The organism is Streptomyces sp. NBC_00620 (genome assembly GCF_026341825.1).
Taxonomy (GTDB): Bacteria; Actinomycetota; Actinomycetes; order Streptomycetales; family Streptomycetaceae; genus Streptomyces.
The window spans coordinates 1,315,409-1,328,180 of record NZ_JAPENY010000001.1 but is presented as its reverse complement, the minus strand read 5'-3'; the positions used below and the strand labels follow the sequence as shown (position 1 = coordinate 1,328,180).

At 69.9% G+C, this 12,772-nt stretch carries 12 protein-coding genes; 10 read left to right on the top strand and 2 right to left on the bottom strand.

The window, feature by feature from the left end:
• The first annotated feature begins 120 nt into the window (after positions 1–120).
• The 4 genes from OG246_RS06100 (at position 121) to ilvD (ending at position 4,796) form a co-directional block, all read left to right on the top strand.
• The gene (locus OG246_RS06100; protein ID WP_266456935.1) at positions 121–1,053 is read left to right on the top strand and encodes a Ppx/GppA phosphatase family protein; all 933 of its coding nucleotides are present in this window, start codon (positions 121–123) and stop codon (positions 1,051–1,053) included.
• A gap of 189 nt (positions 1,054–1,242) precedes the next feature.
• Positions 1,243–2,067: a sugar phosphate isomerase/epimerase gene (locus OG246_RS06095; protein ID WP_266456932.1), complete on the top strand. Its 825-nt coding sequence runs from the start codon at positions 1,243–1,245 to the stop codon at positions 2,065–2,067.
• A complete protein-coding gene (locus OG246_RS06090) occupies positions 2,064–2,696 on the top strand; it encodes a TetR/AcrR family transcriptional regulator (RefSeq protein WP_266456928.1) in 633 nt (210 codons plus the stop codon). The genes OG246_RS06095 and OG246_RS06090 overlap by 4 nt, the downstream gene beginning before the upstream one ends.
• A gap of 246 nt (positions 2,697–2,942) precedes the next feature.
• Positions 2,943–4,796 (top strand): dihydroxy-acid dehydratase, encoded by a 1,854-nt coding sequence (gene ilvD / locus OG246_RS06085; RefSeq protein WP_266456925.1) that lies wholly within the window; start codon positions 2,943–2,945, stop codon positions 4,794–4,796.
• Positions 4,797–4,842: 46 nt separating this feature from the next.
• Here the strand turns inward: ilvD and OG246_RS06080 are convergent, their stop codons facing one another.
• On the bottom strand, positions 4,843–6,945 hold the full coding sequence (locus OG246_RS06080; protein ID WP_266456923.1) for a serine/threonine-protein kinase: 2,103 nt from the start codon (positions 6,943–6,945) through the stop codon (positions 4,843–4,845).
• A 180-nt stretch (positions 6,946–7,125) separates the two neighbouring features.
• Between OG246_RS06080 and OG246_RS06075 the strand changes: the two genes are divergently transcribed.
• The 4 genes from OG246_RS06075 (at position 7,126) to OG246_RS06060 (ending at position 9,349) form a co-directional block, all read left to right on the top strand.
• On the top strand, positions 7,126–7,464 hold the full coding sequence (locus OG246_RS06075) for an SH3 domain-containing protein (RefSeq protein WP_266456920.1): 339 nt from the start codon (positions 7,126–7,128) through the stop codon (positions 7,462–7,464).
• Between the two features lie 90 nt (positions 7,465–7,554).
• On the top strand, positions 7,555–7,836 hold the full coding sequence (locus OG246_RS06070) for a peptidase (RefSeq protein ID WP_266463893.1): 282 nt from the start codon (positions 7,555–7,557) through the stop codon (positions 7,834–7,836).
• 49 nt (positions 7,837–7,885) lie between these two features.
• Positions 7,886–8,374: an EamA/RhaT family transporter gene (locus tag OG246_RS06065; protein WP_266456917.1), complete on the top strand. Its 489-nt coding sequence runs from the start codon at positions 7,886–7,888 to the stop codon at positions 8,372–8,374.
• A 192-nt stretch (positions 8,375–8,566) separates the two neighbouring features.
• Entirely contained in the window at positions 8,567–9,349 is a 783-nt protein-coding gene (locus tag OG246_RS06060) for a class I SAM-dependent methyltransferase (RefSeq protein WP_266456914.1), read from the top strand.
• On the opposite strand, the gene OG246_RS06055 is transcribed toward OG246_RS06060, so the two are convergent.
• A complete protein-coding gene (locus OG246_RS06055) occupies positions 9,313–10,734 on the bottom strand; it encodes a SulP family inorganic anion transporter (RefSeq protein WP_266456910.1) in 1,422 nt (473 codons plus the stop codon). The genes OG246_RS06060 and OG246_RS06055 overlap by 37 nt on opposite strands.
• A 268-nt stretch (positions 10,735–11,002) precedes the next feature.
• Here OG246_RS06055 and OG246_RS06050 point away from each other — a divergent pair, with 268 nt between their 5' ends.
• Positions 11,003–11,893, top strand: a complete 891-nt coding sequence (locus tag OG246_RS06050; RefSeq protein ID WP_266456907.1) for an ABC transporter ATP-binding protein — start codon at positions 11,003–11,005, stop codon at positions 11,891–11,893.
• Complete coding sequence (locus OG246_RS06045) at positions 11,890–12,699, top strand: ABC transporter permease (protein ID WP_266456904.1); 810 nt, start codon at positions 11,890–11,892, stop codon at positions 12,697–12,699. Before OG246_RS06050 ends, OG246_RS06045 begins: the two co-directional genes overlap by 4 nt.
• Positions 12,700–12,772 lie beyond the last annotated feature (73 nt).

The following is a 12,772-nucleotide window of genomic DNA, read 5'->3' as shown; positions in this document are numbered from 1 at the left end:
AAGAACCCTTGGCCGATTTGTCGGGCTTCGCCTTTTTCGTCTTTGGCACTTGTCCAGGGTAAGTCGCTCAAGGCCGCTCCGGGGACGGCCGGGGGTCGAACGCGCAGTAGCGTTCCGTATATGAGACTCGGTGTCCTCGACGTGGGTTCGAACACGGTGCATCTGCTGGTGGTGGACGCGCACCCCGGTGCACGACCGCTGCCCGCGCACTCGCACAAGGCCGATTTGCGGCTTGCCCAACTGCTCGACGCGAGCGGGGCGATCGACCCCGAAGGCGTCGACAAACTGATCGAGACGGTCCAGGTCGCCCTGGAAGCCGCCGAGGACAAGGGCGTCGAGGCCCTGCTGCCCTTCGCGACCTCCGCCGTGCGCGAGGCCAGCAACGCCGACGACGTACTCGCCCGCGTCAAGGCCGAGACCGGCGTCGAGCTCCAGGTCCTCACCGGCGCCGAGGAGGCCCGGCTCACCTTCCTCGCCGTCCGCCGCTGGTTCGGCTGGTCGGCGGGCAAGCTGCTCGTCCTCGACATCGGCGGCGGGTCCCTGGAGATCGCGTACGGCATCGACGAGGAGCCGGACGCCGTCGCGTCGCTGCCGCTCGGCGCGGGCCGGCTGACCGCGGGCTGGCTGCCGAACGACCCCGCCGATCCCGCCGACATCAGGGCGCTGCGCCGCCATGTCCGGGCCCAGATCGCCCGTACGGTCGGGGAGTTCAGCCGCTTCGGGGCACCCGACCACGTGGTCGCCACCTCCAAGACCTTCCGCCAGCTCGCCCGCATCGCCGGCGCCGCCCGCTCCGCCGACGGCCTCTACGTGCAGCGCGAGCTCAAGCGCCGCTCCCTGCAGGACTGGGTCCCCCGCCTCGCCGCGATGACCGCCGACGAGCGCGGCGAACTCCCCGGAGTCTCCGAGGGCCGCGCGGGCCAGCTCCTCGCGGGCGCCCTGGTGGCCGAGGGCGCGATGGACCTCTTCGGCGTGGAAACCCTGGAGATCTGCCCCTGGGCACTCCGCGAGGGCGTGATCCTCAGACGCCTGGACCAGATGGCAACGACGTAGGCGGGGCATCGGGGCCGCGCCCCGATAGGGGCGCGGGGAACTGCGCGCTCAGCCACATGGAACCTGCACCCGCCCACGGCGACCCCCAAAGAACGGCGAACAGGCGCCAAGGCCGGGGGCTCCAGCGGCCCCCGGCCAAAGCCCACCACCCCCGCCAAACCGCCGGAGGCAACCCGTACGCTGTCCCTCGTGGCAGAACCAGTTGTGCGCATCCCGGATGCGAAGGTCGCGCTGTCCACGGCGTCCGTGTATCCGGAGTCGACGGCGACGGCCTTCGAGATCGCCGCGCGCCTCGGGTACGACGGCGTCGAGGTCATGGTGTGGACCGACCCCGTCAGCCAGGACATCGAGGCGCTGCGCAGACTCAGCGACTACCACCAGGTCCCGATCCTCGCCGTCCACGCTCCCTGCCTGCTGATCACCCAGCGCGTGTGGTCCACCGACCCGTGGATCAAACTCCAGCGCGCACAGGCGGCGGCCGAGAAACTCGGCGCGAGCACGGTCGTCGTACATCCGCCCTTCCGCTGGCAGCGCCAGTACGCCCGTGACTTCGTCACCGGGATCTGGCGGATGGCCGACGAGACGGATGTACGGTTCGCTGTCGAAAACATGTACCCCTGGCGCTATCGCGACCGCGAGATGCTCGCGTACGCACCCGACTGGGACGTGACGAAGGAGGACTACCGTCACTTCACGATCGACCTCAGTCACACGGCGACGGCCCGCTCCGACGCCATGCACATGATCGACCGCATGGGCGACCGCCTCGGCCACGTCCACCTCGCCGACGGCAACGGCTCCAACAAGGACGAGCACCTGGTGCCCGGCCGCGGCACCCAGCCCTGCGCCGAACTGCTGGAGCGCCTCGCGCTCACCGGCTTCGACGGCCATGTCGTCATCGAGGTCAACACCCGCCGCGCGATGTCCAGCGCCGAACGCGAGGCCGACCTGGCGGAGGCCCTGGCCTTCACCCGGCTCCACCTCGCCTCCGCGGTGAAGGTGCCACGCCGGTGACGGCCGCCGGCCCCCAGGACGCCGCCGCCCCCCGACGCAGAGGACGCCCTTCCCGTACGGAGACGGAGGCGGCCCCCGCCACCCGCGACCGCATCCTCGACGCGGCCCGCGAGGAGTTCTCCGAGCGGGGGTACGAGAAGACGTCGGTCCGCGGTATCGCCAAGGCCGCGGGTGTGGACTCGGCGCTCGTGCACCACTACTTCGGCACCAAGGAGCAGGTCTTCGAGGCGGCCATCGAGGTCGCCGTCGCGCCCGCCCTGGCCGCGTCGACGGCGGTGGGGGACGGCCCGCTGGACGGTGTGGGCGAGCGCCTGACCCGCTTCATGTTCGGGGTCTGGGAGAACCCGACGACCCGTACGCCGTTGCTCGCGATCGTCCGCTCCGCCTTCAACAACGAGGCCGCGGCCGCCGTCTTCCGCCGCCTCCTCGTCGCCCAGCTGATGCGCCGCGTCGCGCAGCAGCTCGACTTCCCCGACGCGGAACTGCGCGCCGAGCTTGCGGCGGCCCAACTGGTGGGGATCGCGATGCTGCGGTACGTGATCAAGCTGGAGCCGCTGGCCTCGGCCGACGTGGAGCGGATCATCGAGCGGGTGGCGCCGGTGGTGCAGGGCCATCTCACGGCGCCGTGACGGCACCGCAAGCGCCCACGTAAACGCTTACGTAAGCGTTTACGTGACCGCTTGGGCGACCGCTCGCCCGACCGCCTGTTCGCCCGACCGACTACCTGGGCGTGCCCGCCGACCGAGACACCCATCCCGAATACCGGACACCCTGTCCGGCCCTTGGAGCACCGGCGTACGCTCGAATCAGTCACGACCAGCAGTCACGACTGCCGGCCCGTACGAGCCGGTTTCCCTCCGAAGGAGCGAGCGACGATGCCCGAGCTGAGGTCCCGCACAGTCACCCACGGCCGCAACATGGCGGGCGCACGCGCCCTTATGCGCGCCTCCGGTGTACCGGGCGCGGACATCGGCCGCAAGCCGATCATCGCGGTCGCCAACTCCTTCACGGAGTTCGTGCCGGGTCACACCCACCTCCAGCCGGTCGGCCGGATCGTGAGCGAGGCCATCACCGCCGCCGGCGGCATCGCGCGCGAGTTCAACACCATCGCGGTCGACGACGGCATCGCGATGGGCCACGGCGGCATGCTGTACTCGCTGCCCTCCCGCGACCTGATCGCGGACAGCGTCGAGTACATGGTGGAGGCCCACTGCGCCGACGCCCTGATCTGCATCTCGAACTGCGACAAGATCACCCCCGGCATGCTGATGGCGGCCCTGCGCCTCAACATCCCGACGGTCTTCGTCTCCGGCGGCCCCATGGAGTCCGGCCGCGCGACGCTGGTCGACGGCACGGTCCGTACGCTCGACCTGGTCGACGCGATCTCCGACGCCGTGAACGACAAGATCTCGGACGAGGACATCCTCCGTATCGAGGAGAACGCCTGTCCGACCTGTGGTTCCTGCTCCGGCATGTTCACGGCCAACTCCATGAACTGCCTGACCGAGGCGATCGGCCTGTCCCTCCCCGGCAACGGCTCGGTCCTCGCCACCCACACGGCTCGCAAGGGCCTGTACGAGGACGCGGCCCGCACGGTCGTCGACATCACGCGCCGCTACTACGACCAGGACGACGAGTCGGTCCTGCCCCGCAACATCGCCACCATCGCGGCCTTCGAGAACGCCATGGCCCTGGACATCGCGATGGGCGGCTCCACCAACACGATCCTGCACCTGCTGGCCGCCGCCCAGGAGGCGGGCGTCCCCTTCGGCCTGGACGAGATCAACGAGGTCTCGCGCCGCGTGCCCTGCCTCGCCAAGGTCGCGCCGAACGTCGCCAAGGACCGCACGTACTACATGGAGGACGTGCACCGCGCGGGCGGCATCCCGGCCCTCCTTGGCGAGCTGCACCGCGGCGGCCACCTGAACGAGGACGTCCACTCGGTCCACAGCCCGTCGCTCTCCGACTGGCTGAAGACCTGGGACGTGCGAGCCGGCTCCCCGTCCCCCGAGGCCCTCGAACTGTGGTACGCGGCCCCCGGCGGCGTCCGCTCCTCCGAGGCCTTCTCCCAGTCCGAGCGCTGGGAGGCCCTCGACGAGGACGCGGAGGGCGGCTGCATCCGCTCCGCCGAGCACGCGTACTCCAAGGACGGCGGCCTGGCCGTCCTCAAGGGCAACCTGGCCGTCGACGGCTGCGTCGTGAAGACGGCCGGTGTCGACGAGTCCATCTGGACCTTTGAGGGCCCCGCGGTCGTCTGCGAGTCCCAGGACGAGGCCGTCGACAAGATCCTCCGCAAGGAGATCACCCACGGCGACGTCGTCGTCATCCGCTACGAGGGCCCCAAGGGCGGCCCCGGCATGCAGGAGATGCTCTACCCGACCTCCTTCCTCAAGGGCCGGGGCCTCGGCAAGACCTGCGCCCTCGTCACCGACGGCCGCTTCTCCGGCGGCACCTCCGGCCTGTCCATCGGCCACGCCTCCCCGGAAGCGGCTTCGGGCGGCACGATCGCCCTGGTCAAGGACGGCGACCGCATCCGCATCGACATCCCGAACCGTACGATCGAGCTCCTCGTCTCCGACGACGAGCTGGCCTCGCGGCGCGACGCGCTGAACGGCGTCTACGCTCCCGCGAACCGCGACCGCAAGGTCTCGGCCGCCCTTCGCGCGTACGCGGCGATGGCGACCAGTGCGGACAAGGGTGCGGTGCGGGACGTCTCACTGCTGGGCTGAGGTTTGTGTGCGGGGGCCGCTCCTTCTGGGGCGGCCTCTTCGCTTGTCACCAGGCTGACGGGTTGTGTCCGTCTACTGCGAAGACGGTTCCGTCGGGGGCGGCGGCGTGGACGTGACCGTCGATGATCATGGGCGGGGGCAATTCGGCCACCACGCGATCGGAGTCCGCCCCGAGTCGTGCAGGCGTCTGCCCGACGAGTTTTCCATTGGAGGCGTCCACCGCCAGCAGTCGGCCGTCGGGGGCAGTGAAGTACACGTGTTTGTCGTCGGCGACGGGCGCGGAACCTCGGCTGACGGATGTCTCAAGCCGCCATTTCTCCGCCCGGTCCTCCATGTCCATGGCCACCAGGCCGCCGCCGACGGCCAGAAGGTAGACGACGCCTTCGTGCGAGGTGGCTACGGCCTGGGGGAGGGCCGTAGCGAGCGCCACGCGCTGCGTCACAGTGCTCTCGGGGTCGTACTGGACCAGCGCGTCAGTCTTGCTGTAGACGTCGACCGATGTGAAGAAGAGTGTGCCGCCGTTCTCGCCGACCGGCTCCAGCAGGCCCTTCAGCTGGGCGTCCCACCGCACGTCACCGGTTTGCGGGTCCACCGCACTCACCCGTGTATGCGAGTCGTCCTCAGTCTTACTCGTGGCGTAGGTCAGTCCGTCCGCGCCGAACGAGGAAAATTTCGGTGCGCTCTGGCCGGCGATCCGATGGCTCCAGACCTGCTTACCCGACGCGCCGTCCACCCCGGTGGCTGTTCCGTCGGTGCGGGTGAGCAGCACCATGCCGCCCGCGTACTGAACTCGCCCGTACGCGGAGATGTCCAGCGTCCAGCGCGTTCCGCCCGAGGCGGGGTCGAGAGCTATCAGCTCCTTTCCCTCGTTCGTCAGAGCGTGCACCAACCCGCCCGCCGCGACCGGCGGGCCGTCCGGAGCATCTCGACCGGCAAGGGTGCGTCGCCACAACACCGTGCCGTCGGCCGGGTCCAGAGCGGAGAGCAGCCCCACCTGGGCGCAGAGCAACTTCCCTCCACCGTACGAGCATTGGGGCATGCCCTGGCTGCCGGAACCGGGCGTGGCGTCCCAGGCGTCGAACCCTGCCGGTGCGGACCGCGTGCTGCTGTCCTCGGGTACGCCGCCGCTGCCGTCGAGCAGTTGAACCGAGGCGAAAGCCGCGCCCGCGGTGAGGAGGAGTGCTCCGGCCGCGAGGACCCCCCGCTTACGGAGGCGGCTCATGGCTCTCGCGGGACGCGGACCGGCTGACCGGGCGCCGCCGCCCGGCTTCGGATCACCAATGGTCCGCTGGGCCGGAATGAACGCCTGGGTGTCGTACGAGGCCGCCACCGACCGCAGTTCCCGCATCAACTCGTCAGGAGTGGGACGGTCGTCGGGCTCCTTGGCGAGACAACGCAGCACCAGTGGCGCGAGATTCTCCGGTACGCCGGTCAAGTCCGGCTCGTCGTGCACGACTTGATAAGCGACGACGTACGGGCTGTCGGAGTCGAACGGCCCGCGCCCGGTGGCGGCGTGCACCATCACCGAACCGAGCGCGAAGATGTCGGCGGCGGGTCCCACCTCGCGCGGCCGGCGGAACTGCTCGGGCGCCATGAACGGCGGCGTACCGATCAATTTGCCTGTCTCGGTGCGCAGTTCGCTGTCTTTTGGCCGGGAAATGCCGAAGTCGATGACCTTCGGGCCGTCCTCGGCGAGCAGGACGTTGCTCGGCTTCAGATCCCGGTGCACGACTCCCACGCGATGTATGTCGCGCAGTGCTTCGGCGAGCCCGGCCATCAGGCGACGCAACTCGCCAGTGGGCATGGCCCCGTTCCGCTTCACCTGGTCGGCGAGAGTTGGTCCCGGAATGAACAACGTCGCCATCCAAGGGCGTTCTGCCTCGGGATCGGCGTCGACGACGGACGCCGTGAAGGCACCGCTCACTCGTCGAGCCGCCGCCACTTCCTGCCGGAAACGGCCCCTGAACTCGGGGTCCCTGGCGTACTGGGCGTGCACGACCTTCACGGCCACCCGCATCCCCGACGTACCCCGGGCAAGATGGACGACGCCCATACCGCCGGAGCCCAGGCATGACTCCAGCCGGTAGTGACCGGCGTACTCGGGAAGTTCCGCTTCCGCGCCCGCTCCGTTGTTCCGCTGTGGCGCCATGGGAACCCCCGTGCTGTTCGTCCGCCGCGCGCGACGCACGGAGCCTAGTCGATGACTCGTACGAGACGGAGGCGGCTTGCTAGCCTCCGAGTGCGAGTTACGTACATGTGTGCGTGGCGCGTTTCAGGGGAATCAAAGGGGCCCCATGGCAGTCATGGGGTTCAACGGGGGAGGCTTTTCATGTCTGTTGACCGAACTGAGGAAGTCGAGAGCAGCGACGAGGAAACCGTCGCAGCGAAGGCGGCTGTGAGCGCAACTGCGACGGCGGCCCAGACCTATTACCCGGTTGCACCCGGCGTCAACTTGAATGTCCGCAGCGGCCCCGGCACCGGCTACCGCATCGTCCGTGTCCTGCCCAAGGGCGCCTTCGTCCCGATCTTCTGCCAGAAGCCGGGGGAGTCGGTCAGCGGCCCATACGGCACGTCGAACATCTGGGACAACATCGGCGTCGGCGAGTACGTCTCGGACGCCTATGTGAAGACGGGCAGCGACGGTTACGTCGCGCCGCGCTGTGCCTGACCCTGCACACGTACTGCTACCGAGAGGACAGAAATGACACTCCGGAGACGCAGATCCATCCTGTTCGCCGGCGCCACAGCAGCCCTTCTCATGGTGATGAGCTCGCCTTCGGCCGAGGCCGCTGTCCGCTACTACCCAGTCGCACCGGGTGTCAGTCTCAACGTCCGCAGCGGCCCGAGCACCACCTACCGCATCGTCCGCGTCCTGCCGGAAGGCTCCCACGTCCCGATCTTCTGCCAGAAGGCGGGCCAGTCGGTCACCGGCCCGTACGGCACGTCGAACATCTGGGACGGCATCGCAAACGGCGAGTACGTCTCGGACGCCTACGTAAACACAGGCAGCGACGGCTACGTAGCCCCTCTCTGCGCCTGACCGACCACACCGGCAGGGCCCCGCGCCACCCCAGAGCGATAATCAACCCGTGAGCGACGAAACCACCGGCACCCCCGCGGGGCCCCAGCCCGAACCCATCCGTTTCTTCGGCACGTCCTGGTTGGACCACACCGACGGCTACGCGGCCCGCCGAGCCGCCGTGGCCGTCGGTTCGCTGGCCGCCGCGGTGGCCGCCTGCTTCGTCCTCCGCTTCGCCTACGAGGGCCTGGAGGTCGCAGACGTGGGCGGGCCGGTGACCCTCATGGTCGTCGTGATGTTCGCGGTGTGCAGCGCCCTCGCATTCCGCCACACCTCGGGCGCGTTCACCAAGCGCCCGGACCCGGACCGTCAGTCCTCCCTCCGGGGCCTCCTCGCGATCGGCTTCATCGGCTCCCTCCTCGCCTACTTCTTCCGTGCCCTGGTCGAGGCCCCGGGCGAGAAGCTGAACCGCGAGGAGTACGAGGCGGCTCGCGAACAGTACGAGCGCCGCAGCAAGCGCCGTACGGGCAACCCTTCGAAGAAGCGCCGCAACTCTTAGACCAGCGGGGATCTTTCAGCCCGTCCGGCGTTTGAGGACGAGGCCGTTCAGGCCGATGCGGGGGTCTGGGGGCGGCAGCCCCCAGGAACAAGGGACGGGTAGGGGCGGAGGGGGCGAAACCCTTTCGGCCACCCACCCCAACCTCTCACCAAACCACCCGCCCCCAGCCCCCACCCCCGCCACCATGACCGTATGGCGCCCCACTCCCACACCACCCGAGCCCACTCCTTCAACACCGCCGCAGCCCAGTACGCCGCGAACCGCCCCTCCTACCCCTCCACCCTCTTCGACGCGATCGAAAACCTCGCCCGCCGCCCCCTCACCGGCGCAAGGGTCGTCGACGTAGGCGCCGGCACCGGCATCGCGACCGCCCTCCTCAAGGCAAGGGGCGCGAACGTGCTGGCCATCGAACCCGGCGACGGCATGGCGGCCGAGTTCCGCCGCACGCTCCCCGACACCCCCGTCGTCCGAGGCAACGGCAACGCCCTCCCCCTGGCCACCGCCTCCGCCGACTTCCTCACCTACGCCCAGTCCTGGCACTGGACCGACCCGGCCCACTCCATCCCGGAGGCGTTCCGCGTGCTGCGCCCGGACACCGGCGCACTGGCCCTGTGGTGGAACACCGAAGCCCTGGACATCCCCTGGATCGCGGCGGCAGCCGACCGGGTCGAACGCTTCCTCGGCCTTGACGCGGTCGTAGCGAAGAACGGCAGCGGCGCCAGTGCAGCAGCAACCCTCTCCACCACCCCGGCCGGCCCCCTGCACGTCGACCGCGACCAGGTCCGCTGGAGCCGCCGCGTCCCCGTCGACACCCACCTCGCCAACCTCGGAAGCCACTCGGCCTTCCTGGTCCTCGGTGAGGAGGGCGCGAATGCCTTCCTCACCGAGGAGCGCGCGCATCTGCTCGGCGCCTTCCCGGACGGTGTGATCGAGGAGGTCTACGACGTCGAACTGATCGTCGCCACGCGTTCGTGATCCCGCCCGGCGGCCCACCCCTCAAGGGCCGCCGCACACGCGTGATCCAGATGCCGCAAGCCACCCAACTCCAGCCGTACGTCCCGGTCGTGAGGCAAAGCCTCCAACGCGTCCAGCAACTTCGGCAGCCTTAGGAACGTCGCATGCCCGACGACCCGTACGACCATCCCCGCGTCCCCCCGGTCCTCGGTCTCCACATGCACATGACTGATGTCCCACGCCGTCTTGGCGACGGCAAGCGCCAGCCCCACCAGTACCCCCTCAAACAAATTCCCGACCACGATCGCGACGGCCGTCACGACGAGCACCACCAGCTCCCCGCGATGCTCCCGCCAGAGTGGCCCCAACTCCCGTACGGGCACGAGCTTGCAGCCCGCGTGCACCAGTAGCCCCGCCAGCGCGGCCACCGGAATCACCCCGAGCACCCCGGGCAGCACCGCGGTGAAGACCAGCAACCACACCCCGTGCAGCACCCGGGACACCTTCGTACGCGCCCCTGCCTGCACATTTGCCGCACTCCGCACGATCACCGCGGTCATCGGCAGCGCACCCAACACTCCGCACACGGCATTCCCGGCACCCTGCGCGATCAACTCCCGGTCGTAGTCGGTACGCCGCCCCCGATGCAGCCGGTCCACCGCCGCCGCGCTGAAGAGTGACTCGGCCGAGGCGATCAGCGCGAACGCCAACACCGTCCCGATCACGCCCACTTCCGTGAGCCGCCCGAAATCCTCCAGCCCCGGCGGCCGTACGGCATCCAGCAGCCCGCGCACCTCGACCCGCCGCACGGACAGATCGAACACCCCGGTCACGACCGACGCGAGCCCCACGGCCAGCAGTGGCGCGGGCACCAACCGCGCCCCCCGCCGCCAACGCGGCCACAGCAGGAGTACGACCACGGTGGCGCCCCCGATCACCAGGGCGACCGGGTCGGCGTCCCCCACCAGCGAGACGAGCCCGGCGACCTTCCCGACCCCGCTCGCGGGCGCGGCCGCGTCCCCCATCGCGTACACCTGCCCCGCGATCAGCACGAGCCCGATCCCGGCCAGCATCCCCTGCACCACGGCCACGGACACGGCCCGGAACCACCGCCCGAGCCGCAGCGCCCCGAGCGCGAGCTGCACCAGCCCGGCCCCGAGCACCAGCACACCCAGCGCCTGCACCCCGTACGACTGCACCGCCTCGTACACCAGCACCGTCAGCCCCGCCGCGGGCCCACTCACCTGCAGGCAGCTGCCGGGCATCACTCCGGCCACCAGACCGCCGACGATCCCGGTCACCAACCCCAGCTCGGCGGGCACCCCGGAAGCTATGGCGACCCCCACGCACAGGGGCAGCGCGACGAGAAACACGACAAAGGACGCGAGCAGATCGGCTTTACGCATGACAACAGCACCTCCGGTGACAAGCGGGAGATGCGTGGGCGCCGAGCCGGGGGAGGGCACGGCGGACCAACTGGCGCGGCATATGACCGTGCACTGAAATCCATTGTCAGGAAGGGGAGTTGGACACGCACCCCTTTCGCGTAACCACCACGTGAACGCGGAAGCGCGCAGCCCCGGACCGCACCCCTCCGATCACGCCGCCGCGCGCCTGCGCCCCCGAATGCGACGGGACTTGACGAGTCCACCCCGCGGTAGCAATATTCATCACATGATGAATATTAATCCCGGCTCACCCGCAGCCGCAGAACCTCCCGGCGCCACGGAGCGGCCCGACCCCACAAGTCAGCCCGCCATCCGCGCCGAAGGCCTCACCGTCGTACGCGGCACCCGCACCGTCCTGCGCGGACTCGACTTCGCCGTACCGCGCGGCCAGATCACCGGGCTGCTCGGCCCCTCCGGCTGCGGCAAGTCGACCCTGATGCGCTCGATCGTCGGCACCCAGGCCAAGGTGACCGGCACGCTCGAAGTCCTAGGCCGCCCCGCCAGCGACGCCGCACTCCGCTCCCGCATCGGCTACGTCACCCAAGCCCCCTCCGTCTACGACGACCTGACCGTCCGCCAGAACCTCGACTACTTCGCCGCGATCCTCGACCCCGGCCACGCCTCCTCCGACCGCCGCCACGCCAACGTCACCCAGGCCATCACCGACGTCGACCTCACCTCCCACGCCGACTCCCTCGCCGGCAACCTCTCCGGCGGCCAGCGCAGCCGCGTCTCCCTCGCCGTCGCCCTCCTCGGCACCCCGGAACTCCTCGTCCTCGACGAACCGACCGTCGGCCTGGACCCGGTCCTGCGCCGCGACCTCTGGAACCTCTTCCACGCCGTCGCCGCCGAACGCGAGGCCACCCTCCTGGTCTCCTCCCACGTCATGGACGAGGCCGAGCGCTGCCACCGCCTCCTCCTGATGCGCGAGGGCGAGATCCTCGCCGACGACACCCCCGACGCCCTGCGCGAACGCACCGACTCCGAAACCGTCGAGGCCGCCTTCCTCCACCTGGTCGACGAGGCGATCGCCGCGCACAACCGTTCCGCGACGGGCGAACCGGCCCACAACGAGTCCCCGTCCGGCGACCAGCCCCGCAAGGAGACCGTCCGATGAGCACGACGACCACACCCACCACCGCACCCCGGCCCACCAGCACCCACACGGGCCCACGCCCGAGCGCGATCAACTTCTCCCGCACCACCGCCACCGCCGCCCGCGTACTGCGCCAGCTCCGCCACGACCCGCGCTCCATCGCGCTGATGATCCTCATCCCGTGCGTGATGCTCGTACTGCTCCGCTACGTCTTCGACGGCAGCCCGCGCACCTTCGACTCCATCGGCGCCTCCCTCCTCGGGATCTTCCCGCTCATCACGATGTTCCTGGTCACCTCCATCGCCACCCTTCGCGAACGCACGTCCGGCACCCTGGAACGCCTCCTCGCCATGCCCCTAGGCAAGGGCGACCTCATCGCCGGCTACGCCCTGGCCTTCGGAGCCCTGGCCATCATCCAGTCGGCCCTGGCCACAGGCCTGGCGATCTGGTTCCTGGGCCTCGACGTCACCGGCTCCCCCTGGCTGCTCCTCCTGGTCGCCCTCCTGGACGCCCTCCTGGGCACAGCCCTCGGCCTCTTCGTCTCGGCCTTCGCGTCCTCGGAATTCCAGGCGGTCCAGTTCATGCCGGCCGTGATCTTCCCCCAACTCCTCCTATGCGGCCTCTTCACCCCCCGCCCCAACATGCACCCAGTCCTCGAAGCGATCTCCAACGTCCTCCCCATGTCCTACGCGGTCGACGGCATGAACGAAGTCCTCAAACACACCGACATGACAGCCACCTTCGTCCGCGACGCCCTGATCGTCGCGGGCTGCGCACTGCTGGTCCTGACCCTCGGCGCGGCGACCCTGAGGCGCAGGACGGCGTAGAACCTCCGTACCCCTGGGCAGCGTCCCGCTCAACGGACAGCCCACCCCGTCCCGCACCCCCGGTGCGAGGATG

What these genes read in the sequence shown, in the direction of transcription:
- OG246_RS06100 (WP_266456935.1), top strand. Translation starts at nt 121, where the DNA reads ATGAGACTCGGTGTCCTCGACGTGGGTTCGAACACGGTGCATCTGCTG.
- ilvD (WP_266456925.1), top strand. Translation starts at nt 2,943, where the DNA reads ATGCCCGAGCTGAGGTCCCGCACAGTCACCCACGGCCGCAACATGGCG.
- OG246_RS06080 (WP_266456923.1), bottom strand. Translation starts at nt 6,945, where the DNA reads ATGGCGCCACAGCGGAACAACGGAGCGGGCGCGGAAGCGGAACTTCCC.
- OG246_RS06075 (WP_266456920.1), top strand. Translation starts at nt 7,126, where the DNA reads ATGTCTGTTGACCGAACTGAGGAAGTCGAGAGCAGCGACGAGGAAACC.
- OG246_RS06070 (WP_266463893.1), top strand. Translation starts at nt 7,555, where the DNA reads ATGGTGATGAGCTCGCCTTCGGCCGAGGCCGCTGTCCGCTACTACCCA.
- OG246_RS06060 (WP_266456914.1), top strand. Translation starts at nt 8,567, where the DNA reads ATGGCGCCCCACTCCCACACCACCCGAGCCCACTCCTTCAACACCGCC.
- OG246_RS06055 (WP_266456910.1), bottom strand. Translation starts at nt 10,734, where the DNA reads ATGCGTAAAGCCGATCTGCTCGCGTCCTTTGTCGTGTTTCTCGTCGCG.
- OG246_RS06050 (WP_266456907.1), top strand. Translation starts at nt 11,003, where the DNA reads ATGATGAATATTAATCCCGGCTCACCCGCAGCCGCAGAACCTCCCGGC.
- OG246_RS06045 (WP_266456904.1), top strand. Translation starts at nt 11,890, where the DNA reads ATGAGCACGACGACCACACCCACCACCGCACCCCGGCCCACCAGCACC.